Annotated in this window: 17 protein-coding genes; 3 read left to right on the top strand and 14 right to left on the bottom strand. The window is 64.9% G+C overall.

Features of this window, described 5'->3' with window-relative positions; all coding sequences use genetic code 11:
• Positions 1 to 57: 57 nt before the first annotated feature.
• Together gmd and IVB46_RS23880 are read right to left on the bottom strand one after the other, a co-directional pair.
• Positions 58 to 1,128: a GDP-mannose 4,6-dehydratase gene (gmd, locus tag IVB46_RS23885; RefSeq protein WP_247343564.1), complete on the bottom strand. Its 1,071-nt coding sequence runs from the start codon at positions 1,126 to 1,128 to the stop codon at positions 58 to 60.
• A gap of 69 nt (positions 1,129 to 1,197) precedes the next feature.
• Positions 1,198 to 3,507: a polysaccharide biosynthesis tyrosine autokinase gene (locus tag IVB46_RS23880; protein ID WP_247343561.1), complete on the bottom strand. Its 2,310-nt coding sequence runs from the start codon at positions 3,505 to 3,507 to the stop codon at positions 1,198 to 1,200.
• Positions 3,508 to 4,425: 918 nt separating this feature from the next.
• Here IVB46_RS23880 and IVB46_RS23875 point away from each other — a divergent pair.
• Entirely contained in the window at positions 4,426 to 5,880 is a 1,455-nt protein-coding gene (locus tag IVB46_RS23875) for an ATP-binding protein (protein ID WP_085400602.1), read from the top strand.
• Positions 5,877 to 8,864, top strand: a complete 2,988-nt coding sequence (locus IVB46_RS23870) for a bifunctional [glutamine synthetase] adenylyltransferase/[glutamine synthetase]-adenylyl-L-tyrosine phosphorylase (RefSeq protein ID WP_247308536.1) — start codon at positions 5,877 to 5,879, stop codon at positions 8,862 to 8,864. Before IVB46_RS23875 ends, IVB46_RS23870 begins: the two co-directional genes overlap by 4 nt.
• On the opposite strand, the gene IVB46_RS23865 is transcribed toward IVB46_RS23870, so the two are convergent.
• The 5 genes from IVB46_RS23865 to IVB46_RS23845 are packed head-to-tail and all read right to left on the bottom strand — an operon-like array spanning position 8,821 to position 14,792.
• The gene (locus IVB46_RS23865; RefSeq protein ID WP_028151503.1) at positions 8,821 to 9,057 is read right to left on the bottom strand and encodes a formate dehydrogenase subunit delta; all 237 of its coding nucleotides are present in this window, start codon (positions 9,055 to 9,057) and stop codon (positions 8,821 to 8,823) included. The two genes, IVB46_RS23870 and IVB46_RS23865, sit on opposite strands and share 44 nt — an antisense overlap.
• Entirely contained in the window at positions 9,044 to 9,874 is an 831-nt protein-coding gene (gene fdhD / locus IVB46_RS23860; protein WP_247308537.1) for a formate dehydrogenase accessory sulfurtransferase FdhD, read from the bottom strand. Before fdhD ends, IVB46_RS23865 begins: the two co-directional genes overlap by 14 nt.
• Before the next feature lie 4 nt (positions 9,875 to 9,878).
• A complete protein-coding gene (gene fdhF, locus IVB46_RS23855; RefSeq protein ID WP_247343556.1) occupies positions 9,879 to 12,752 on the bottom strand; it encodes a formate dehydrogenase subunit alpha in 2,874 nt (957 codons plus the stop codon).
• A gap of 10 nt (positions 12,753 to 12,762) precedes the next feature.
• Positions 12,763 to 14,319, bottom strand: coding sequence for an NADH-quinone oxidoreductase subunit NuoF (locus tag IVB46_RS23850; protein WP_247308539.1), 1,557 nt, complete (start codon positions 14,317 to 14,319; stop codon positions 12,763 to 12,765).
• Positions 14,316 to 14,792, bottom strand: a complete 477-nt coding sequence (locus IVB46_RS23845) for a formate dehydrogenase subunit gamma (RefSeq protein WP_247308540.1) — start codon at positions 14,790 to 14,792, stop codon at positions 14,316 to 14,318. Before IVB46_RS23845 ends, IVB46_RS23850 begins: the two co-directional genes overlap by 4 nt.
• Before the next feature lie 224 nt (positions 14,793 to 15,016).
• Here IVB46_RS23845 and IVB46_RS23840 point away from each other — a divergent pair, with 224 nt between their 5' ends.
• Positions 15,017 to 15,910 (top strand): LysR family transcriptional regulator, encoded by an 894-nt coding sequence (locus IVB46_RS23840; protein WP_014496684.1) that lies wholly within the window; start codon positions 15,017 to 15,019, stop codon positions 15,908 to 15,910.
• A gap of 215 nt (positions 15,911 to 16,125) precedes the next feature.
• Here the strand turns inward: IVB46_RS23840 and IVB46_RS23835 are convergent, their stop codons facing one another.
• The 7 genes from IVB46_RS23835 to IVB46_RS23805 all read right to left on the bottom strand — a co-directional run bounded on the left by IVB46_RS23835 (position 16,126) and on the right by IVB46_RS23805 (position 24,236).
• Positions 16,126 to 18,456: a PAS domain-containing sensor histidine kinase gene (locus tag IVB46_RS23835; RefSeq protein WP_085400611.1), complete on the bottom strand. Its 2,331-nt coding sequence runs from the start codon at positions 18,454 to 18,456 to the stop codon at positions 16,126 to 16,128.
• A 228-nt stretch (positions 18,457 to 18,684) separates the two neighbouring features.
• A complete protein-coding gene (locus IVB46_RS23830; RefSeq protein WP_085400612.1) occupies positions 18,685 to 20,058 on the bottom strand; it encodes a cation-efflux pump in 1,374 nt (457 codons plus the stop codon).
• 256 nt (positions 20,059 to 20,314) lie between these two features.
• Positions 20,315 to 21,283 carry a zinc-binding dehydrogenase gene (locus tag IVB46_RS23825; RefSeq protein WP_247343553.1) on the bottom strand — a complete coding sequence of 323 codons (969 nt, stop codon included), beginning with the start codon at positions 21,281 to 21,283 and terminating at the stop codon, positions 20,315 to 20,317.
• Positions 21,284 to 21,308: 25 nt separating this feature from the next.
• Positions 21,309 to 22,304 (bottom strand): nitronate monooxygenase family protein, encoded by a 996-nt coding sequence (locus IVB46_RS23820; RefSeq protein WP_063984534.1) that lies wholly within the window; start codon positions 22,302 to 22,304, stop codon positions 21,309 to 21,311.
• Between the two features lie 272 nt (positions 22,305 to 22,576).
• Positions 22,577 to 23,137, bottom strand: coding sequence for a hypothetical protein (locus IVB46_RS23815; protein ID WP_166098330.1), 561 nt, complete (start codon positions 23,135 to 23,137; stop codon positions 22,577 to 22,579).
• A gap of 184 nt (positions 23,138 to 23,321) precedes the next feature.
• The gene (locus IVB46_RS23810; RefSeq protein ID WP_247308542.1) at positions 23,322 to 23,972 is read right to left on the bottom strand and encodes a hypothetical protein; all 651 of its coding nucleotides are present in this window, start codon (positions 23,970 to 23,972) and stop codon (positions 23,322 to 23,324) included.
• 60 nt (positions 23,973 to 24,032) lie between these two features.
• Entirely contained in the window at positions 24,033 to 24,236 is a 204-nt protein-coding gene (locus IVB46_RS23805; RefSeq protein ID WP_063984531.1) for a hypothetical protein, read from the bottom strand.
• Between the last annotated feature and the right edge of the window lie 96 nt (positions 24,237 to 24,332).

Here is a 24,332-nt window from a genome sequence, read left to right as displayed (position 1 = left end):
AGCGCGGCTCCGACCATGCCGCGATGGCCGGCGACATAGACGCTTTTGCCCCTCAGCTCAAACGGTGCGTTTGCCACTGGCCGCATCCCGTTTTGCCTCGGCCAGATCGCTCGTCATCATCTCCTCGACAAGCTGGGCAAAGCTGCGCTTCGGCGTCCAGCCGAGCACCTCGCGCGCCTTGCTGGCGTCGCCGACGAGGAGATCGACCTCGGTCGGACGGAAATAGGTCGGATCGATCTTTACCACGGTCTTGCCGCTCGCCTCATCGACGCCGGTCTCCTCGACGCCCTTGCCGCGCCATGCGATGCGGCGGCCGACATGGGCAAAGGACAGCTCGACCATCTCGCGCACCGAGCGCATCTCGCCGGTCGCGAGCACGAAATCATCGGGCTTGTCGGCCTGCAGGATCCTGTGCATGCCCTCGACATAGTCGCGGGCATGGCCCCAGTCGCGCTTGGCTTCGAGATTGCCGAGATAGAGCGTCTGTTCCAGCCCGACCTCGATACGGGCGACGCCGCGGGTGATCTTGCGGGTCACGAAGGTCTCGCCGCGGATCGGGCTCTCATGGTTGAACAGGATGCCGTTCGACGCGAACATGCCGTAGGCTTCGCGGTAGTTCACCGTGATCCAGTAGCCGTAGAGTTTTGCAACGCCATAGGGCGAGCGCGGATAGAACGGCGTCGTCTCCTTCTGCGGGATCTCCTGCACCAGGCCGTAGAGCTCGGAGGTCGAGGCCTGGTAGAACCGCGTCTCCTTCTCCATGCCGAGGATGCGGATCGCTTCCAGGAGGCGCAGCACGCCGATCGCGTCGGCGTTGGCGGTGTATTCCGGGCTCTCGAAGCTGACGGCGACGTGGCTTTGAGCTGCGAGATTGTAGATCTCGGTCGGCCGGATCTGCTGCACCAGGCGGATCAAATTGGTCGAATCCGTCATGTCGCCATAGTGCATCAGGAACGGCACGTTGCCGACATGCGGGTCCTGGTAGAGGTGATCGACGCGCGCCGTGTTGAACGAGGACGAGCGCCGCTTGACGCCGTGCACGACATAGCCGAGCGACAGCAAATATTCGGCGAGATAGGCGCCGTCCTGACCGGTCACGCCGGTGATGAGAGCGATCCGCTTGCTCATCCGAGGGCTCGCCCCCGCCGAAGCGGGGATCCGGCGCGGCGTCCTCTCGGTATCGATTCAACGGCACCTCTAGCTGCCACTTCTGTAGTATCCATTCTGATAAACACCCGGCTGCTCAAATTTTTCGAGAACCCTCAGATCGGCCTTGTTCAGCACCACGCCAAGCAGGCGATCGTGAAGGTCCGGCTCGGCTAGCAGATGACGCCGCACCGCCTTGATCCTGGTGCTTCCCCATTCTACCACGAACACGAAGGAGTCGATCACCGGGACGATCGCACGCACGTCGACGACGGGTGCGATCGGCGGAAGGTCGACGATAACATAATCATAGCTTTCGCGCAGTCGATCAAGCAGGGTTCGAAATCCCTGCGAGGCCAGCACTTCGTCGGAATGGACCGGAGCTTCGGTCAGCAGCAGAGGCAGCAGCGCCAGTCCCGTGGCGGCGTCTCGGCCCGTGGCCTGTGCGAGATCAATCTTCCCGCTCAGCACCTCCAGCCATCCGGTTGACGGCCGTGGCGTGAGCGAGCGGGCAAGCGTAGGATTGCGCAGGTCCGCGTCGATCAGGATCACGCGTCGACCGGCATCGGCCAACAGCGACGCAAGGTTCGCGGCAACAGTGGACTTGCCTTCACCCGCGACGGTCGAGGTGATTCCGATCAGCCTGTTCTCGCGGATGGTGGATTCCAGCCACGCTCTCATCTTGATTGCGCGAAACGCTTCGGTGAAGACCGAGATCGGATCGTCGACCGCGCGTCGCTTCAACGGATCGATGAATGCGTAATGGGGTGTATCCGCCGCCACGTTCTCCACGGTTTGCGGCGGCGGACCCAGTCGACCGGCCTCTGCATCGAATCCGGTCGCGATCGATCGCGGAGGTGATGGTGCACGAGGTGCCTGTCCAGCCGCGAGCGGAATCACCGACAGACAACGGACGCCCAATTCCTGTTCGGCCTGCGATCCCGTGCGGAAGACGCCGTCGACTGCCTCGCGCCAGGCTGCAATTCCAAAGCTCGCCATCAGGCCCATCGTGAGCGCGATGGCAAGGACGAATGACGCCACCGGCTTGCTCTTCTTCTTCGGCGCGACGGCTGGACTGATCACGCGTGCATCGGTGATCGGAAACGACTGCTGCTGTATCGCCTCCATATAACGCTGCAGGAAAGTGTCGTAGAGCGTGTGATATACCTTGGCCGAGCTTTCGAGCTCGGCCAATCCAAGCCGATCGCGGTTGGTGAGCTGGCCCTCGGATACCAGGCTGGCCAGCGACCGCTCCAAACTTTCTTCGCGCGTCTTGGCGATCTCGTAATCGCTCTTGTAGCTGCCAGCGATCCGTCCGAGCTCCCCGCGGATGTTTCGGCGCGTTTCCTCCATCTGGTCGCGCAGGTTGATCGCGGCCGTATGGTCCGCACCATATCTCGTCGAGATGTTGGCCTCGCGCGCAGACAGGTCGACATACTGATTGCGGAGCCGCGTAATGACCTCGTTTTTCAGGATATCTGCGACGGCGCCCTCGCTGACGTCCATTTTCCGGACTTGCTCGATCCGGTCGAGCCGGGCCTTGGCCTCGCTGGTGGCGCCGCGCGCGGCGGCGAGCTGGCTGTTCAGTTCGAACAGCTGTTGTTCGCCGATGAGCCGGCTCGCGCTGCCGGCCGATACGTTCGGTCCGCCGAGGTCGACGATGTTGTTCTTTTCCTTGAACTCCAGGACGGCGCGATCGGCTGTCGCCGCCTTCGACTTCAGCTCGTTGATCCGGTCCTGCAGCCAGGCGCCCGCGCGGGTGACTGTCTGGTATTTTGCGCCGAGCTGGTCGTCGATATAGGCCTCCGCGATCGCGTTGGTGACCTTGGCCGCGGTCTCGGGGCTACGCGATGTGTATGAGATGTTCAGCGCATAAGTCTTGTCGCCGCGCGTGATAGAGCGGTGGGCCAGAAACTCATCGAGCGCCCTCTGCTCACGTTCTTCCACCGTGTTTGAGGTGACGTCCGGACGCGAGAACAGGCTCCAGCCACCGGCGAATTCCGGATCGTCGGCGAGCTTGAGGCTTCTTACAACGTCGAGTCCCAGCTTGCGCGAGGCGAGAATTTCGACCTGGGAGCCCACCTGAAGCGTGTCGAGCGGAATATCCCCCTGCGGCTGCAATTGGTTCTGCAGGACCCGCAGCGTGCTGCTGTCGATCAAAAGCGTAGCGGTCGCGGTGTATTGCGAGGGAGTGATCAGCAGATAGAGCAGGCCGATGGCTATGGCCACGGCAGGCACGATGAGAATGACCCGATATTGCCGCCGGGCCAGTCCGGACAGTTGGTCGATCAAGGCCGACATCGAGCACGAAGCCTCTTCCCGCCCACCGCTATAGTTGACGCGGGTTCTGTGCAACGGCATGTCCATCGTCGATCACATCCTCGGCGGGCGGGCGGTTGCTCGGAGCAAAAAGGCGCTACCTCGACCGCAGGGAAATTCCACCTGACCGGGGCATCTCACCCTGTCTGGTCCCAAGGGCAGCGGGAGAGGCATTGATCGTCGCATAACTCTACCCAGCTAGGAGTATCTCGACTCATGGTCTTGCCATGACCGAGCCCGGCCCGCCGAGTTGTGACGCCAGCCCCCGTAACGTTGATGGCTTTCTCTAGCGAACAAATAATACACATTTGCAACAGTTTGATATGAACTGATGTAGGTGCGTCGTTCGATATGTTATGTGTTATCGCGGCGGACGACGCCGGATGTCACGCGCCGTCCTTTCGCGTCGGCGTGTCGAGGAAATGGCGCATCGGCCGGGGCGGGTACCGTTCCGTGATCTCGCAAGGTTCAGTGGCTTGCGGTCCAAGCCTCGGTCTTGCCGGGCCGCTCCTCGACGCGCGGATCGACGCGATCGCGTTTCAGGGTGACCTCGTATTCGCGGGGATGGTTGGGCGCGCCGCTCAACGTCGGTACGTCGCGGCCGTGCTATCGCGTTCGCCGGTCCTGGCGAACACCATTTGCGCGCCGTTTACCGTCAAGGTCAGTGAAGCGGAAGGCCACACCCGATCGCCGCTCCCGCCCATGACCAGATAGCCCCGCCGTCCGCATGAACGCTAGCTTGCAGGGATTTAACTTGGTTCGAATTGAGTGCCACTTTAACGTTCCATTCCGCTGACCAGATGCCTCCGAAGAGAGTCGCGCCAACTTGCCGCTTTTTCGCCAGAGACGGCCGGGAACTAGGCGGCATAAGATGCGGTAACTGCTTGAAACAAAAGGGAATATGAGAAGTTGCTATGACTGGTGATAGCACGCGCAGCGCTCTGATTGGGTACCTGATCCGTGACGGCATTCGGTAAACTCGTCCGCACCACGGCATTCCGGCTGACGCTGGTCTACCTGTTCCTGTTTGCGATTTTCGCGGCCTCGCTGCTCGGCTATTTCGCCTGGAATACGCGGCGGCTGATCACCGAGGAAATCACGCAGACGGTCAATGCCGAGACCTCGGAGATCAACGAGATCTACGGCCGTCGCGGTCTGCGCGGCCTCGTGCTCGCGATCGAGTACCGGGCGCTGCGGCCGGGCGCCAACCTCTATCTCGTGACCACGCCGACCGGGCAGGCGATCGCCGGCAATGTCGGCTCGCTGGCGCCGGGCGTGATGGCGACGCGCGGCTGGTCGGAGACGGCCTACAAGCGGATCGAGGACGCCGACGAGCGCGACCATCGCGCGCTGGTGCGCGTCACCGAGCTCGAAAACGGTTTCCGCCTCCTGATCGGCCGCGACCTCGACGAGCGGCGGCGCCTGTTCGGCATCGTCGCCAAGGCCGCGCAATGGTCGATCCTGATCGTGGTCGTGCTGGGCCTCGGCGGCGGCATCTTCGTCGCGCGCCGCGTGCTCACGCGCATCGATGCGATGACCGGCACCGCGCAGCGCATCATGACCGGCGATCTCAGCGGCCGCTTGCCGGTGGGACGCAGCGGCGACGAGCTCGATCGTCTTGCGGAAAACCTCAATGCGATGCTGGAGCGGATCGAGGCGCTGATGGCGGGGCTGAAGGAAGTCTCCGACAACATCGCCCACGACCTCAAGACGCCACTGACGCGTCTGCGCAACCGTGCCGAGGAGGCGCTGGCGAAATCGGGCAGCGAGACCGATTACCGGGCGGCGCTGGAGCGGACCATCGAGGAATCCGACGGCTTGATCCGCACCTTCAATGCGCTCTTGATGATCGCGCGCGCCGAGTCCGGCCAGGCGCGCGGCAACATGGATGATTTCGACGCCGCCGAAGTCGCGGGCGGCATCCACGAGCTCTACGAGCCGCTGGCCGAGGACGATGGCATGACCTTGAAGGTCAAGGCCGAGCCGACGCCGGTTCACGCCAACCGCGAATTGATCAGCCAGGCGCTCGCCAACCTGGTCGAGAACGCGATCAAGTACGGCAAGCCGGTTGCGCAGACCGGTGGAACCGTGGTCAGCATGGACTCCAGGCAGATCATCATCGAGGCGAAGCGCGAGGGCGACCAGGTGCTGCTCAGCGTCACCGATCGCGGCCCTGGTATCCCCGAAGCCGACCGCAAGCATGTCGTCGAGCGATTCGTGCGGCTTGAAGCCAGCCGCACGCTGCCGGGCTCCGGCCTCGGTCTCAGCCTTGCCGCCGCGGTTGCGACGTTGCATGGCGGAGAATTGCGGCTGGGTGATGCCCAGCCCGGCCTCGTCGCCACGCTGGTGCTCCCGGCGCGCGCCGGCGACAGGGTTGCTCCGCCAATGCAGGATGTGCCACAGAAGGTGGCATGAACCACTCCGCGCCGGGAAACGCGGACAAGACTGGTGAGAGCCTCGCCGCGCGCTTTGCGGAGGCTCCCCATATTGCCGCTTCCACCACCGACGAACGACGTCTTGAAAGTTGGCTGGCCGAGCTCGAGCCGGCGCAATCGGCCCGTCTTGGCGTGTCGCTGGCTCATCCCTTCGCGCGGGATATTCTGGCCGGCATCGCAGAATTCTCGCCCTATTTGTTCGATCTGGTGCGCACTGACCCGCTGCGGCTGATCCAGTTGCTGGAATGCGATCCGGATGCGCATCTCGCCCTGCTGATCGCGGAGGCGAGGGACGCGGTGCTCGCGGCAGGCGACGAAGCCGAGGTGATGCGGCTGCTTCGCAGGATGAAGGCCGAAGCGGCGCTTCTCACTGCGCTGTGCGATATCGGCGGCGTCTGGCCGGTGATGCGGGTGACGGCGGCGCTGACCGATGTCGCGGTATCCTCGGTGCAGGCGGCGCTCCAGTACCAGCTGCGGCAGGAAGCCGCACGTGGAAAGATCCTGCCGCCCAATCCCGAAGCTCCGGAAGAGGGCTGCGGCCTGATCGTGCTCGCGATGGGCAAGATGGGGGCGGGCGAGCTGAACTATTCCAGCGACATCGACCTCATCGTGTTCTTCGATCCCGATGCCACGACGCTCGCGCCCGACATCGAGCCGCAGCCGTTCTTCGTGCGGGTGACGCAGGGCGTGGCGCGCATTCTCCAGCAGCGTACCTATGACGGCTACGTCTTCCGCGTCGACCTGCGGCTGCGTCCCGATCCGTCCTCGACGCAAGTGGCGATTTCGCGAGACGCCGCGCTGAACTATTACGAGCGGGAAGGGCGCACCTGGGAGCGCGCCGCGATGATCAAGGCGCGCGCCTGTGCCGGCGATGCCAAAGCGGGCGAGGCGCTGCTCGCCGAAATCGCGCCCTTCGTCTGGCGCAAGCATCTCGACTTCGCCGCGCTTGCCGACGTCCACGACATGAAGCGTCAGATGCAGACCTATCGCGGCCAGAGCGAGATCGCGGTCGAGGGGCACAACGTCAAGGTCGGACGTGGCGGCATTCGCGAGATCGAATTTTTCGCGCAAACACAGCAGCTGATTGCCGGCGGTCGCCATCCGGAGTTGCGGGTGCGGCCAACGCTCGCCGCGCTCGACATTCTCGCCACCAGCAACTGGATCACCTTTGCCGCGCGTGACGAGCTGACCATTGCGTATGAATTCCTGCGCCGCGTCGAGCACCGCCTCCAGATGATCGCCGACGAGCAGACCCATGCGTTGCCCGACGACAAGGAGGCGGTCGAGCGCTTTGCGCGCTTCTTTGGCTATCCGGATCGCGAAGCCTTTGCGCGCGACCTGTTGCGGCAGCTCCAGATCGTGCAGGGACATTACGAAAAGCTGTTCGAGGGCGATGACCCGACCGGCACGGCAAAGCTGCCGGCGCTCGACTACAGCGCAGGTCCTGACGATCCGCGCCTGCTGCAATATTTGACGACGCTCGGCTTCAAGAAGCCGGCCGCGCTCGCGCAGACCATACGCGACTGGATCACAGGCGACTACCGCGTGTTCCGCAACGACCAGACGCGAAGCGCTTTCGTCGAATTCGTGCCGGCCCTGATCGACGGCCTCGCGCGGGCCGAGGAGCCGGATCGCGCCGTCGTGGCGTTCGATCAGTTCCTCCAGGCACTCCAGCTTGGCGGGCGGCTGATCACGCTGCTCGGCCAGAACCGCGATCTCGTCGCGCTCGTGGCGCTGGTGCTCGGCGCGGCGCCGCGGCTCGGCGAGATGCTGGCGCGGAAGCCGCAGCTCATGGACGGCCTGATCGATCCCAGATTCTTCGGCGCGATGCCGGACAAGCAGGAATTGTCGGCGCGATTGGCCGCGACGGTGCGCGACGCCGACTCCTATGAGGAATTTCTCGACCGTCTCCGCTTGTTCGGGCAGGAGAGCCTGTTCCTGATCGGCACGCGCATTCTCTCCGGTACTGTCTCGGCGCAGCAGGCCAGCACGGCTTTCGCCGATGTCGCCGAAGGCATCGTCCACACCGTGCACGATCTTGTCGCCGAACGCTTCGCCGCCCAACACGGACGTATCAAGGATCAGGAGACCGCGATCATCGCGATGGGCCGGCTCGGCAGCCGCGAGATGACGGCATCGTCCGATCTCGACCTGATCCTGCTCTACGATTTCGACAGCGACAATCCGGACTCCGACGGGGCCAAATCGCTTCAGGGCGCCCACTACTTCGCGCGCTTCACCCAGCGCCTGATCAGTGCCTTCACCACACGCACCAATTACGGTGTGCTGTACGAGATCGACATGCGGCTGCGCCCGTCGGGACGCGCCGGTCCGGTGGCGTCGAGCCTCGTCTCATTCGCGGACTACCAGGCCAACGAGGCCTGGACCTGGGAGCACATGGCCCTGACCCGCGCCCGCGTGGTATCGGCCTCGGATGAATTCCGTGAGCGGATCGAGCGTATCATCCGCGATGTCCTGACCCGCCGCCGCGATCGGGCGACCATTGCCAACGACGTCGCCGACATGCGGCGCGCCATCGCGCAGGAGAAGGGCGAAAGCGACCATTGGGATCTCAAATACGCTGCAGGCGGCATGGTCGATATCGACTTCATCGCGCAATATCTCCAGCTCGTGCACGCCCATGACAAGCCTGAAATTCTCGACGTCAGCACCCTTCAGGTTCTGGACAACGCCGCCAAGCTCAACGTGCTCCCGCAATCGGAGGCGGAGATCCTTCGCGCGGCGGCGCGGCTCTATCACGACCTGACGCAGATCCTGCGGCTCTGCGTCAGCGACGGCTTCAAGCCCGAGACCGCCGGCACCGACCTTCAGCGCGTGATGGCGCGCGCCGGCGATGCGCCCGACTTCTCGTCGCTGGAGGCGCGCGTGAAGGAAACGCAGAGCGAGGTGAGGCGCGTATTTACGGCGCTGCTGGAAGGGACGTCGTCTGCTTCAGCGAGGTGAGAGCCTCGCGCACGTTCGGCTCCAGGCCTGCGCCGCCCGCGTCGAGATGGGCGAAGATCGCGCGCTTCATCCGGGGATCCCAGAACTTCTTGATGTGGTCGGCGATCCCCGGCACGGCCTTGTCGTGGCCCTGGCTCTTGAAGAAGGTACCGATCTGGTTGGCCATGTAGACGAGGCGGTCAGGCGACGACATCGATAATCTCCTGAGCACGATGAGCCGTAACGCGACTCTGGTGCGTGAATACTTCAAACCCATCGCTGCGGGCAATCGCGATCAACGTGATGCCGGCGGCCTCCGCGGTGCGAACCGCGAGCGCGGTGGGCGCCGAGACGGCGACCAGCACCGGGGCGCCGATTGCGGCCGTCTTCTGCACCATCTCGACCGAGACACGGCTCGTCAGCAGCACCATGCCCACGCTAGCGTCCGTCCGGCTGCGCGCCAGCGAACCTGCGAGCTTGTCTAGCGCGTTATGGCGGCCGACGTCCTCGCGCAGGGCCACAATGCCATTCGATGGCGACCAGAAGGCCGCGGCGTGGACCGCGCGCGTCTGCATGTTGATCGATTGCAGGGGCGCGATCGCCTGCATCGCCGTCATGATCTGTTGCGGCGTGAAGCTGGACCCTGGTGGGACGACGGCCGCAGGCCGCACGGCCTCGGCGATCGAATCGATGCCGCAAATGCCGCAGCCGGTCGGGCCGGCAATGTGCCGCCGCCGCTCGCTGATGCGCGCGGCATCTTCCGACGCCAGCCACATGCGCAGCTCGATGCCGTCGTCGAGGCGGACCACCTCGAGTGACTTGACGTCATCGACCGACTTGATGATGCCTTCGTCCAGGCTGAAGCCGACCGCAAAATCCTCGAGATTCTGCGGCGTCCCCATCATGACGGCATAGCTGCCGCCATTATAGGTCAGCGCCAGCGGCGTCTCCTCCGGGATCAGGCGCGCGCCTTCGGACGCGACTCCGTCGCGCCAGATCTCGCGGTCTATGGCCTGGACCGGCACGTGCATGCCGTTACTCCGCGGCCTCGGCCGGCGCGATGCGGCGGGAGTGCTGCGCCTGCGCGTCGTAGGCCTTCTGCCAGTCGGACGGGCCGTTCGACGGCGAGATCTGCACCGCCGTGACCTTGTATTCGGGGCAGTTGGTGGCCCAATCCGAATAGTCGGTGGTGATGACGTTGGCCTGCGTGTCCGGGTGATGGAAGGTGGTGTAGACGACGCCCGGTGAGACGCGGTCGGTGATCTCCGCGCGCAGCGTGGTTTCGCCCGCACGGCTCGCGAGCCGCACCCAGTCGCCGTCGCGTACACCGCGCTGCTCGGCGTCGTGCGGATGAATCTCGAGCCGGTCCTCGGCATGCCAGACCACGTTCTCGGTGCGCCTTGTCTGCGCGCCGACATTGTACTGGCTGAGGATGCGGCCCGTGGTGAGCAGCAGCGGGAAGCGGGGGCCGGTGCGCTCGTCGGTCGCGACATATTCGGTGACGATGAACTTGCCCTTGCCGCGGACGAAGCCGCCGATATGCATCACCGGGGTGCCCTCCGGCGCCTTCTCGTTGCAGGGCCACTGCACCGAGCCGAGTTCGTCGAGCTTGGCGTAGGAGACGCCGGTAAACGTCGGCGTCAGTGCCGCGATCTCGTCCATGATCTCGGACGGATGGCTGTAGTTCATCTCGAAGCCCATGGCTTTGGCGAGGGCGATGGTGACCTCCCAGTCGGCCATGCCGTTCTTCGGCGTCATCACCTTGCGGACGCGCTGGATGCGGCGCTCGGCGTTGGTGAAGGTGCCGTCCTTCTCGAGGAAGCTCGAGCCGGGCAGGAAGACATGGGCGTAGTTTGCGGTCTCGTTCAGGAAGAGGTCGTGAACGATGACGCATTCCATCGACGACAGCGCCGCCACCACGTGCTTGGTGTTGGGATCGGACTGGAGGATGTCCTCGCCCTGCACGTAGATGCCCATGAACGTGCCTTCGATTGCGGCATCGAACATGTTGGGAATGCGCAGGCCCGGCTCCGGGTTGAGCTTGACGTTCCACAGCGCTTCGAACTGGTCGCGCACGGCGTCGCCCGAGATGTGGCGATAGCCCGGCAGCTCGTGCGGGAACGAGCCCATGTCGCAGGAACCTTGCACGTTGTTCTGGCCGCGCAGCGGGTTCACGCCGACGCCGGGGCGGCCGATATTGCCGGTAGCCATCGCGAGGTTGGCGATCGCGATCACGGTGGTCGAGCCCTGGCTGTGCTCGGTGACGCCGAGGCCGTAATAGATCGCGCCATTGCCGCCGGTGGCGTAGATGCGCGCGGCTTCACGCAACACCTGCGGATCGACGCCGGTCAGGATCGCGGTGGCTTCCGGGCTGTGTTTCGGCTGGGCGACGAAGGCGGCCCATTCCTCGAACTCGGCCCAGTCGCAGCGCTCGCGCACGAAGGCTTCGTTGGCGAGGCCCTCGGTGACGATGACATGCGCCAGCGCGGTCACGACCGCAACGTTGGTGCCGGGCATCAGCGGCAGGTGCAACGCCTTTACGTGCGGCGATTCCACCATTTCGGTGCGGCGCGGATCGATCACGATCAGCTTTGCGCCCTGGCGCAGCCGCTTCTTCAGGCGCGACGCGAACACCGGGTGAGCGGAGGCGGGATTTGCACCAATGATGACCGCGACGTCGGTATCTTCCACCGAGTCGAAGTCCTGCGTGCCGGCCGACGTGCCGAAGGTCTGCGACAGGCCGTAACCGGTCGGCGAATGGCAGACGCGGGCGCAGGTGTCGACATTGTTGTTGCCGAAGCCGCCGCGGATCAGCTTCTGCACCAGATAGGTTTCTTCATTGGTGCAGCGGGACGAGGTGATGCCGCCGATGGCGTCACGGCCGTATTTCTTCTGGATGCCGCGCATCTTGGCAGCGGCAAACGAGAACGCCTCGTCCCAGGAGACTTCGCGCCAGGGATCCTCGATCCGCTCGCGGATCATCGGGTTGAGGATACGCTCCTTGTGGTTGGTGTAGCCCCAGGCGAAGCGGCCCTTGACGCAGGAATGGCCGCGATTGGCCTTGCCGTCCTTGTACGGCACCATGCGTACGACTTCCTCGCCGCGCATCTCGGCCTTGAAGGCGCAGCCGACGCCGCAATAGGCGCAGGTGGTGACGACGGAGTGCTCGGGCTGGCCGATCTCGATCACCGACTTTTCCGTCAGCGTCGCGGTCGGGCAAGCCTGCACGCAGGCGCCGCAGGAGACGCATTCGGAGCCGAGGAAGCTCTCGCTCATGCCGGGCGAAACGCGGCTGTCGAAGCCGCGGCCCGAGATGGTCAGTGCGAAGGTGCCTTGCACTTCCTCGCAGGCACGGACGCAGCGCGAGCAGACGATGCACTTCGACGGATCGTAGGTGAAATAGGGGTTGGACTCGTCCTTCGGCATCCAGGCTGCATTCACCCCGCCATTGGACTTGGCGAAGACGTGATTCTCGCCCTCATAGCCGTAGCGCACGTCGCGGAGGCCCACGGCGCCGGCCATGTCCTGCAATTCGCAATCGCCGTTGGCGCCGCAGGTGAGACAGTCGAGCGGATGGTCGGAGATGTAGAGCTCCATCACGCCCTTGCGCAGCTTCTTCAGCCGTTCGCTCTGGGTGTGCACGACGAGGCCGTTCATGGCAGGCGTGGTGCAGGAGGCTGGCGTGCCGGCGCGGCCCTCGATCTCGACGACGCAGAGGCGGCAGGAGCCGAACGCGTCGACCATGTCGGTCGCGCAGAGTTTTGGGATCTGGTGGCCGGCATCCATCGCGGCCCGCATGATCGAGGTGCCCTCGGGCACCGTGACCTGGTTGCCGTCGATGGTCAGCGTCACCATCGACGTCGATTTGGAGCGCGGTGTGCCGTAGTCGATTTCTTCGATCAGAGACATCGTTGTTCTCCTATTCCGCGGCCTGAAGCGTGGTCGGGGCCGGGACGAAATCCTCCCGGAAGTGCTTCAATGCGCTGAGCACGGGGTAGGGCGTGAAGCCCCCGAGTGCGCAGAGCGAGCCGAATTTCATGGTGTTGCAGAGGTCTTCGACGAGCGCGAGATTTTCGCTCACGCGCTCGCCGCGGATGATCTTCTCGATGGTCTCGACGCCGCGGGTCGAGCCGATCCGGCAGGGCGTGCACTTGCCGCAGGATTCGATGGCGCAGAATTCCATGGCGAAGCGCGCCTGGTTGCGCATGTCGACGCTGTCGTCGAACACGACGATGCCGCCATGGCCGATCAGGCCGTCGCGTGCGGCAAAGGCCTCATAGTCGAACGGCGTGTCGAACAGCGCGCGCGGGAAGTAGGCGCCGAGCGGGCCGCCGACCTGCACCGCGCGGACAGGACGGCCGGTGGCGGTACCGCCGCCGATATCGTCGACGAGCTCGCCGAGCGTCACGCCGAACGCGGTCTCGAACAGCCCGCCATGGCGGATGTTGCCGGCGAGCTGGATCGGCATCGTGCCGCGCGAGCGGCCCATGCCGAAATCAGCATAGGCCTTGGCGCCCTCGGCGAGGATGAAGGGGATGGCGGCGAACGACAGCACGTTGTTGATGACGGTCGGCTTGCCGAACAGGCCGTGATGCGCGGGCAGCGGCGGCTTGGCGCGGACCAGGCCACGGCGGCCTTCGAGACTCTCCAGCAGCGAGGTCTCTTCGCCGCAAACGTAAGCGCCGGCGCCGACCCGCACTTCGAGATCGAAGCTGTAGGTGGAGCCGCCGATCTTGTCGCCGAGATAGCCGCCGCGCTTTGCTGCCTTGATGGCCGCATTCATCGCCTCGACCGCATGCGGATATTCGCTGCGGATGTAGATGTAGCCCTTGGTCGCGCCGACGGTGATGCCGGCGGTCGTCATGCCCTCGATCACCAGGAAGGGGTCACCTTCCATGATCATGCGGTCGGCAAAGGTGCCGCTGTCGCCTTCGTCGGCGTTGCAGACGATGAATTTGCGGTCGGCCTTCGCTTGCGCAACGGTCTTCCACTTGATGCCGGTCGGGAAGCCCGCACCGCCGCGGCCACGCAGGCCGGATGCGGTGACCTCGGCGAGGATCGCATCCGAGCCGAGCGACAGCGCGCGCTCGAGGCCCTTATAGCCGCCATGGGCGCGGTAGTCGTCAAGCGAGCGCGGATCGATCACGCCGCAGCGGGCGAAGGTGAGGCGGGTCTGGCGCTTCAGCCAGGGAATCTCGTCGGTCGCCCCCAGCCGCAGCAGATGCGGCGTGTTGCTGGCGAGGGCGTCGAGCAGGGAGGGCACATCGGCCTCGGTCACCGGGCCGAAGGCGATCCGGCCCTGCGGCGTCGCGACCTCGACCAGCGGCTCCAGCCAGTACATGCCGCGCGAGCCGGTCCTGACGATCTCGACTGCAACGCCGCGCTTGGCCGCATCCTGCTCCAGCGCCAGCGCAACCTCGTCGGCGCCAACCGCAATCGCACCCGCGTCGCGTGAGACGAATAGACGCATGCTCATCGCTGTGCCTCCGCGACCAGTGCATCGAGGCGCTTCTCATCGAGCCGGCCAATGAGGCGGCCGTCGAGCATCGCGGACGGTGCGGTCGCGCACAGCCCGAGGCAGTAGATCGGCTCCAGCGTGACGCGATCATCGGCGGTCGTGTTACCGAGGGGCACGCCAAGCTTCGCCTCGGCGCGCGCAGCGAGAGCATCGCCCCCCGCAGCCTGACACGCTTCCGCGCGACAAAGCTTCAGGACATGACGTCCGGCCGGCTTGTGGCGGAAATCATGGTAGAATGTGAACACGCCATGCACCTCGGCGCGCGACAGATTCAGCGCCTGCGCCACCATGGGGATCGCCGCCTCCGGCACGTAGCCGAACGCCTCCTGAAGGGTGTGCAGGATGACCAGCGTCGCGCCCTCTTGCTTCGCATGTTCGGCGATGATCTCGGCGCCGCGCGTCTCGTCCCAAGGCTCGTAAACCGCTGTCATTCTTTGTTCTCAGATTGAGCGTCCCTTGATCGCAAACTATTTGGAATCGTTCGAAGATCAATAAAGCTGTCTCATGCTGCGATTGCGAATTCCGATCGATCTGGAAGTGCAATCGGACGATACGGAAATGCAATTAATCGCGTTCCGCTTGCCGGTTTTTCCGTGTTGGTAATGACCTGCCGTGCTAGCTTGCATGCCACGATGGCATCCGAGGGGACGACCGGTTGATCGACAAGCTTGAACTGCTGCTGGCGCTGGCGAAGGAGCGGCATTTCGGACGCGCTGCAGAAGTCTGCGGCGTGACGCAGCCGACGATGTCGACCGGGCTCAAGCAGCTCGAGGAGATCCTCGGCGTGATGCTGGTGCAACGCGGCTCCCGCTTCCAGGGTTTTACCCCTGAGGGCGAGCGGGCGCTGGATTGGGCGCGGCGGATCGTGGGCGATGCCCGCGCCATGCGTGACGAGATCAACGGGCTGAAGCATCAGCTCTCCGGCGAAATCCGCATCGCGGCGATCCCGACCGTGCTCGGCATGGTCGCCCAGCTGACGACGCCGTTCCGCGCCAAGCATCCCGAGGTGCGCTTCCGCATCCAGTCCACCACCTCATCCGAGGTGCTGGGGCTGCTCGAAAATCTCGAGGTCGATGCGGGGCTGACCTATATCGAGAACGAGCCGATCGGCAAGGTGCGCACCATTCCGCTCTACAACGAGAGCTATCGCCTGCTGACCGCGCCGGACGGAATGTTCGGCGATCGCGAGACGGTGACGTGGAAGGAGGTCGGGCAGGTGCCGCTGTGCCTGCTGACGCCCGACATGCAGAACCGCCGCATCATCGACCGCGCGCTCCGCTCGGTCGGCGCAGAGGCGACGCCGACCCTGACCTCGAACTCGCTGCTCGTGCTGTTCACGCATGTGAAGACGGGGCGCTGGGCGAGCGTGATGCCGGCCAAGCTCGCCGAGACGCTCGGCCTGTCCGATACGGTGCGCTCGATCCCGATCACCGACCCTGATGTCAATTACAGCATCGGCATGGTGATCCCGCAGCGCGATCCGATGACGCCGCTGATCGCGGCGCTGGTCAACGTCGCGCGCGAAGTGGCGCCGTCGCTGCAATTGTAGGGTCTACAGCGTTTTCGAGCGAAGTGGATACCTGTTCGGCAGGGCCCGAGCAAGCGCCTCGTCCTTCGAGACGACCGCTTCGCGGTCTCCTCAGGATGAGGCTCCGTTGTATCGGTGTTCGCTGAAACTGCTGCTGCGCACTCTGCCCTCATCCTGAGGGCCCGCCGGAGGCGGGCGTCTCGAAGGATGGCCGCAGGCGAGCTTCCCGCCATGCTCTAAGCCGCAGCCGACATCCCGGACGCCGCCTTGATCGCATCGCGCGGCAGGGTCACGCGGACGACGGTGCCCACCTCGATCTTCGAGCGCAGCCGCATCGAGCCGCCGTGGAGCTGCGCCAGCGAGCGCGCGATCGCAAGTCCAAGTCCGGAGCCGTGATAGGTCTTGGTGAGCTGGCTCTCGACCTGCTCGAACGGGCGGCCGAGCCGCGCCAGCGAATGCGGCGCGATCCCGATGCCGGTGTCGGCGATCAACAGCACGATCTTGTCGTCGAGCTGCCGGCTGCGCACCACGATGCGTCCGCCGTCGGGCGTGAACTTCACCGCATTGGAGAGCAGGTTGACGATGATCTGCTTGGTCGCGCGGCGGTCGGCAACGACCGAGATCGATTTCTCGATCCCGGCGTCGAGCGTCAGATGCTTGTCTTGTGCGCGGCCGGAGACGACACGGAGGGACTCCGCGAGCGTCTGTCCGAGGTCGAGCTCTTCCATGTCGAGCTTCATGCGGCCGGCTTCGATCTTGGACATGTCGAGGATGTCGTTGATGACTTCGAGCAGGTAATGGCCGCTGGTCAGGATGTCCTGGCAGTATTCCTGGTACTTCTCCGAGCCGAGCTCGCCGAACATGCCCGAGCCCATGATCTCGGAGAAGCCGATGATGGCGTTGAGCGGCGTGCGCAGCTCGTGGCTCATATTGGCGAGGAATTTCGACTTGGTCTGGTTGGCTTCCTCGGCGCGGGTCTTCTCGCGCTGATACTTCTCGGCGAGGTCGGCGAGCTCGTTGGTCTGGCGCTCCAGCGCCGCCTGGGAGCGCTTCAGGTCGATGACGGTGGCGCGCAGGCGCAGATCGTTGTCGACCAGCTTCTGCTCGTGCTCCTTGATGCGGGTGATGTCGGTGCCGACCGAGACGTAGCCGCCGTCCTTGGTGCGGCGCTCGCTGATGTGCAGCCAGCTGCCGTCGTCGAGCTGCGCCTCGAAGGTGCGTGCGCCCGGACCCTGGCTGGCCGTCTCGTTGTGGCGGGTGCGCACCTCCGGCATGCGGCCGACTTCGAGCACGGTCTCGTAGGAGGTGCCGGGGATGACGGCGCTGTCGGGCAGCTTGTGCAGGCGCTGGAAGTGCGAGTTGCAGAGCACGAGGCGGTCGCTCGCGTCCCACAGCACGAAGGCCTCCGGAATGGTCTCGATGGCGTCGCGCAGGCGGAGGTCGGCTTCGACGGTGCGTTCGGCGAGGCTCTTCTGCTCGGTGATGTCGACGGCGATTCCGATCAGGTGCACGCTGGAATCGGTCGCCCCGTGCGTCTTCTCGCAGCGGACGCGGAGCCAGATCCAGTGACCGTCGACGTGCTGCATGCGGAAGGTCTGGTCGATATGGTCGATCTTCCCGGAGATGAGCTGGTCGGCGATCTCGAACAGGTCGATGTCGTCGGACTTCACCAGCGCATTGACCTCGCCGAAGGTGAGGAGCTCGTTACGGCCGTCGAGGCCGAGCATCGAAAACATCGACTGCGACCAGAAGATCCGGCCGCGCGACAGATCCCAGTCCCACAGGCCGCAGCGGCCGCGGTTGAGCGCGGTGTCGATGCGGCCGCGCACGGCGTCGTTGATGAGGTCGCCCTCGCGGGCGCGGGTCGACTGCCAGTGGAAGGCGAAGCCGAGGATCAGGACGACGAAGCCGGTGGTCGCCGACAGCGTCACCGAGAGCGCGGCGTCCGAGCCCCAGATCGGCTCGTTGCGCTCCTGGATCACGGTGACGAGGCCCGGCAGCGACTTGATCTGCCGCGAGGTCACCATCGCGGCGTTGCCGTTCGGCAGCGTCATGTCGGAGACGTTGTTGTCGCGCGGCGGCGCCGCGACCAGTTGCGCCGTGGTGATCGCATCGAGCAGGCGGTCGTTGCCTGAGGGGTCGCGGTCGATCGGAATGCGGGCGAGGATGCGGCGGTCGACGCCGGCCGAGGTGACGACGACGTGGCGGCCGGAGGCCGTGCCCCAGGACGGGATCAGATCGGGCAGCAGCGTCGGCAGGTTCTCGATGTTCTTGAGCCGCTCCTGCCGCGACGAGGTCAGGCGATCGATCCGCTCTGCGAGCAGGTCGGCCAGCGCCGAGATGTCGTGGCGGAGCACCTGCCGCTTCTGGCGCGTCTGATCGACGACCTGCACGAACGCGCCGAGACAGATCGTGACCAGGAACGCGATGATCAGCGTCGGCACGGCGCGGCGCAGCGCCGGCTCCGCGATCAGGAGCCGATGATAGGCAGGTTTCGCGATCGATTGCGCCAATCCCTTGATCGAATCGGATTGGACGCGCACGTTCGCGGCGTCTGCACGCGACATGCCTTCTGCCCCCTGGAAAACCTGCTTGCAACTTGAGTTCGGAAGCAGCCCCACATCGCTTCCGAATCAAGCCTGATTTGAATCCAGTTTTCGCAGGCTGTCGAGAGTCAACGAATCGTTAACGCGAATTTATTCTTATCCAACGCGCAGTTTGCGCATTTTGCGTCCGCAAACTTACGTGCGTGGTGAGTCCGAAACGAGAACGTGTGACTCCCCGCACATTTCGCGTCACGCCCGCGGCGGCTCGGCGTGGCTGATCACGCGCTTCACGCTCGGGAACGCGCGGCGGAGCGCGCGCTCGATCGCGTCGACATGCTCGTGCACCTTGATCACGCTCATCGAGGGCGTGGCGCGGCAGTGGAAATTGACGATCTCGCCGGCGTCGGTGTTGCGGACACGCACATTGTGGATGTCGTAGATCTCGCCGCCGGCGGCATATTCCGTCAGGGCGGAGGCGATGGCCCGCACCCGTTCCGGCACGGCATCGACCCCGAACGGCAGTTCCGGTTCCAATGGTTCGATATGGACGTCCACCTCGACGTCGGCGCCGAACTCCTCCTGGATGCTGCGCTCCAGCGTGTTGGCGATGTCATGGGCGGCGTCGAGCTGCATCCCGGCGTCGACCTCGAGGTCGATGCCGACGATGAGCTTGGCGCCGAGGTCGTGCACCGTGACGTGGTGGATGGCGAGGCCGGAATTGTGTGCGATGACCATGATCCGGTCGCGCACGGTCTCGTTGTCGCGCGCGACGGGGACGGCGGTGAAGGTAAGGTCGGCGTCGCCGAATGCCTTGTCGACCGCCGCCTGCGCCTTGCGCTTGATCTCCTCGACGCGGTCGATCGGATAGGTTCGCGGCACCTTCGCGATGGTGTCGATGAACATGGTCGCGCCCACCATGCGCAGCCGCAGCCGCTCGACGTCGATCACGCCGGGCACGCCAAGGATCGCGGCCGTGGCCTTCTCCTGCGCGCCCTCGGGGGCGCGATCGACCAGCGTCTGCACGGTCGAGCCGGCCATGCGCAGGCCGAGCAGGGCGATCATTACGGCGACGGCGGCGGCCGCCGCGGCGTCGCCCCACCAGAAGCCGAGGGCGGCCAGGATCAGGCCGATGATCACGGCGAACGAGCCGAGTACGTCGGAGGCGAAATGCAGCGCGTCCGCCGCGAGGGCCTGGCTGCGCGTTTCCCGTGCAGCGCGGTGCAGGGCGCGGGCACGCCACAAGTTCACGACGATGTCGATCACCAGCACCACGAACGGTACGGCCGAGATGGTCGGCGGCGGAGTTCCCTCGCGCAGGCGGCTGTAGGATTCGACCAGGATGCCCCCGGCCAGCACGTAGAGCAGTGCGGTGACGCCGAGCGCGGAGATGCTCTCCAGCTTGCCGTGGCCGTAATGGTGCTCTTCGTCGGCCGGCTTGTCGGACACCCGCACCACCGCCCAGGTGATGATGGTCGCGACCAGGTCGATCGAGGAATGCAGGGCCTCGGAAATCAGCGCCAGCGAGCCGATCGCGATGCCGACCGCGAACTTGGCCGCCGCCATGCCGCCGCTGGCGAAGATCGAGATTGCTGCGACCGAGGTCTTGTTGTGCTGTGCGCTCATGGCCGGGGATTTAGCAGCCTAGGGCTGAACATCAAGCGACGATCCACAGCTGTAGTCGCGAGTGAGTTGCAGGAGCGAAACTATTGCGAATGCTTCCGAATTGAATGCTTGCTTATGCCACTGGCTCAGTCTCGTAGGGTGGGCAAAGGCGCGTAGCGCCGTGCCCACCAACGAGTGTCTCCTGATCAACCGCTGTGGTGGGCATGCTCCGCTTTGCCCACCCTACGAGACCGGGCGCTCGTCGCCCGGCCAGGGATCACAGCGTCACGACGATCTTCCCCAGATGCTTGTTCGCCTCCATGTGCTCGAACGCCTTGTCGATGTCGGCGAAGGCATAGACCTTGTCGATCGGCAGCTGCAGCTTGCGTGACTCGACCGCGCCCCAGATGTCCTTGCGGACCTCGTCGAAGATCTCGCGGACCTCCTCGATGGTGCGGGTGCGGAAGGTGACGCCGACATAGTCGATCCGGCGTGCGGCATGCAGGTCGAAGTTGAAGTCGGCGTGGGTGCCGCCGAGCCTGCCGACATTGACGATGCGGCCCTTGACCTTGGTGGCGGCGAGGTTCTGGCTCGCGACCTTGCCCGAGACCTGGTCGACGATGAGGTCGACGCCTTCGCCGTTCGTCGCCTTCAGCACCTCGTCCACCCATTTGGGGTCGGAGGAGTCGACGGCGAGGTCGGCGCCATACTCCTTGAGACGGCCGCGGCGATAGGCATCGGTCGACGAGCCGATCACGAGCTTGGCGCCCTTGAGCCGCGCAATCTGCATCGCCATCAGGCCGACGCCGGAGCTCGCCCCCTGGATCAGCACGGCTTGCCCGGGCTGAATGCCGCCAACGGTGACGACCGCATTGTGCATGGTCGCGAGCGCGACGGGCAGGGTGGCGGCTTCCTCGAAGTTCATGTTCGAGGGCGCGCGGAACAGCCGGCCGTGATCGGCCAGGGTGTATTCGGCGAACGCCGCGCCGCCCGAGCCCATGATGCGGTCGCCGACCTTCACGCCCTTGGCATCCGGTCCGAGCTCGGCGACCTCGCCGGCCCATTCCATGCCGAGCACGGTGCCGGCACCGCCGGCGGCGCCATGGGCGTGGCCCTTGCGCATGCCGGTGTCGGCGCGGTTCAGCCCGCAGGCGCGGACGCGGACCAGCACCTGCGTGCCCTTAGGCTTTGGTTGAGCGACGTCGGAAATCTGAGCGCCGTCAGGGCCGTAGACATAAGCCTTCATGAATTACTCTCGCTTCTTGCAGTGATTATTCAGCGGCTTGTGCGCTCGGATGAGCGATCATGCCTTCGAGCCGGCTGCGAATGATGGCTTCGGCCTCGCGCACGATGCGGGAGATCAGCTCGGCGCAGCTCGGGATGTCCTGGATCAGGCCCTGCACCTGGCCCGCCGACCAGATGCCTTCGTCCGAATTGCCGGTCGCATAGACCATCTTACCACGGGCGCCCGCAACCAGCTCGCGGATGTCCTCGAACTTCGCGCCTTCCTTCTCCATGGCGACGACCTTGGTCGAGATGTCGTTTTTGGCAACGCGCGAGGTGTTGCGCATGGTGCGGAAGATCAGCTCGGTCTCGCGCTCGTCATTGGCGACGATCTTCTCCTTGATGAGCTGGTGGATCGGGCTTTCCTTGGTGGCCATGAAGCGGGTGCCCATGTTGATGCCCTCGGCGCCGAGCGCCAGGGCGGCGACGAGGCCGCGGGCATCGGCAAAGCCGCCCGAGGCGATCATCGGGATCTTGATCTTGTTGGCGGCGGCCGGGATCAGGATCAGGCCGGGGGTGTCGTCCTCGCCGGGGTGGCCGGCGCATTCGAACCCGTCGATCGAGATGGCGTCGACGCCCATGCGCTCGGCCGAGAGCGCGTGGCGGACGCTGGTGCATTTGTGCACGATCTTGACGCCATGCCTCCTGAACTCGTCGACATGCTCCTGCGGCTTGTTGCCGGCGGTCTCGACCACGGTGATGCCGGCCTCGATGATGGCGGCGCGGTATTCGGCGTAGGGCGGCGGCTTGATCGCGGGCAGGATGGTGAGGTTGACGCCAAAGGGCTTGTCGGTGAGGTCGCGGCAGCGCGCGATCTCCTTGGTCAGGTCTTCCGGGGTCGGCTGGGTCAGCGCCGTGATGAAGCCGAGCGCGCCGGCGTTCGCGACCGCGGCGACCAGCTCGGCGCGTCCGACCCATTGCATGCCGCCCTGGACGATCGGGTGCTCGACGCCGACGAGCTTTGTGAACCGTGTCTGCAGCATGATCTGTTTCCCCCGCCTCGCGTGGCGCTCTGTTATCGGTTGATGGCGGCAGGATGCCGCCGGGGTCGGGAAATGTCTATTGCGCCGCCGTGCGGTGGGGGCGGGGCGATCATGCGAGGCGTGAGGGGATTCCGTGGGGCGGATAATTTTGGTGCGGGGCGCTTGGCGTATTCTCCTGCCGTCGTCCTGGCGAAAAGGGGGCGACGGCGGAGAGGTAGCAAAGGTGCTGCTCCAAGGGTGCCCGGAAGGCCGAGCGCCAACTGGATCCCGCGTCAACCTTGGCCACGAAGCCGCAGGAGTCGCGATGGAATATACTCGACGTCGATGCTGATGCCGTCTCCGCTCAGAGGGTTCGCGGTGTAGACGACGGAGACAGACAGTTCGAATTGGCTGACAATCGTCAGGATGGCGATGGTGAGCGCGGTGTCTCCGCTCGGGGCCGCGCCCAGCAGCATCTCTGCGATACGGCAGCAATCATCCATCGTCGCCCCCAACGGAGGAAGCTTGATGACCTCTACCTGACGTGCAGCGAACGTGGTCGGGTCGGCGACGTCGGGTTCACGCGCAACAACAGCGCCCGAGTTGATCAAGGGCACGACGAACTTCAGAACCGGTGCCGTCACCAGGTTGAGATTTTGAATGTTGACCTCGGTCGCATACACGCCCGGCCGGGCGCCGGCGACACAACAGCAGCTTGCCTCGGATTGCTTGCCGCATACGATCTTCGCGCTGTATGCAAACAGGCCCTCGGCTGCGGCCGGTATCGCGCCGAGCTTTTCGAGAAATGGATGCTTCAACCGGTCAGCACTTGAGCCCGTCTGATTGTTAGCCATCTCGACCTCCGTGAAGGTTTGTGGAACGGATGAGCGGCACCTGGGCGCGTTGCTTATAGTCCTCGGTCTTGCCTCGATTGAGTTTTGATTACGCTACGCCCGACGCTTTCCCGCAGCGCCTGCTCACCACCTACAATAGCACTGTCGAGGAATGCTCGCCAATCATGTCAAAGGCGAATAACGGCTACTCCGCCGACAGCCGCACCATCTGGCGGCCGCCGTTCATTTCCTTGAGGCTGTTGACGAATTTTTCCGGGCGCTGCCAGCGGTAGGGGACCTGCAGGCCCATGAACTCGGCGATGTCGCCGATGAAGCCGGTGCAGTTGGTGGTCTCAGCGTTCCAGACCGGCGAGCTCGCCTGCAATTTCTTGATATAGGCGAAGACGCGCTTGGCGTCGGCTTCGCTCAGATAGACGCGGTAGTTCGCGGTCAGATAGTCCGGATCGAGGTCGCCGTAGCTCGCGCCGGTTTCGGCTGGCACCCAGGTGAGGTGACCGAGCACATAGGCCCAAGTGTCGCCGGCGGGCGTGAGGCCCGCGACTTCGACGGCGCGCTCGCTGGTCTTGCCGTACCAGACGAACGCATGGCCCCAGCTCGCCGCCGTCCGCGCGCGGAAGTCGACGTAGTAGGGACCTTTCTCTGCGCGTGCGACGGAGCGCCGCGTCGATTGCGGCGCCGGTCGTGATGCGGAGTCGGTCGTAGCAAGCGCATTGGCGTCGGCAACGCGCTTGTTCGCTTCGTGGGCCGAGGCCGAGGGGGTGGTGCAGGCGAGCATCGCCGCGAGAGCGAATCCCGCGAGGATGCAGGATCCCGATCGATCAGATGTGTTCGTCACGTTGTGCCCCTCGACTACCGGCCGCTTACGCAGATTTCTTGCGCGTATTTCCGTTGCGCGTCAGTAGCGCGCAGCGACCGGGCCGGGCGCCTTGCCGATCGGGGCCTTTCCAATCGGGCTCTTGCCAATCGGCATCTTGCCGATCGGCGCCTGCTCCGCAGGATAGACGGGAACGGGCTGGCGACGCGGCAGATCCGCAGCGTTCGCAGCCGTCACCAGAGCAAGCGTCGCACCCAGAGCAATTACAATTTTCTTCACAGTCATACCCCTAGAAGGTTTGGTCCAAACACGGCACGGCCGTGCCCCCAGACACGCCTCATAGAAGGCGGCCGAATGCGTCCAAGTTGCGGCACCCGCGGG

The organism is Bradyrhizobium sp. 61, from assembly GCF_023073075.1.
Lineage (GTDB): Bacteria > Pseudomonadota > Alphaproteobacteria > Rhizobiales > Xanthobacteraceae > Bradyrhizobium > Bradyrhizobium barranii.
Note: the sequence above shows the minus strand (reverse complement) of the source record. Positions and strands in the feature narration are given on the sequence as shown.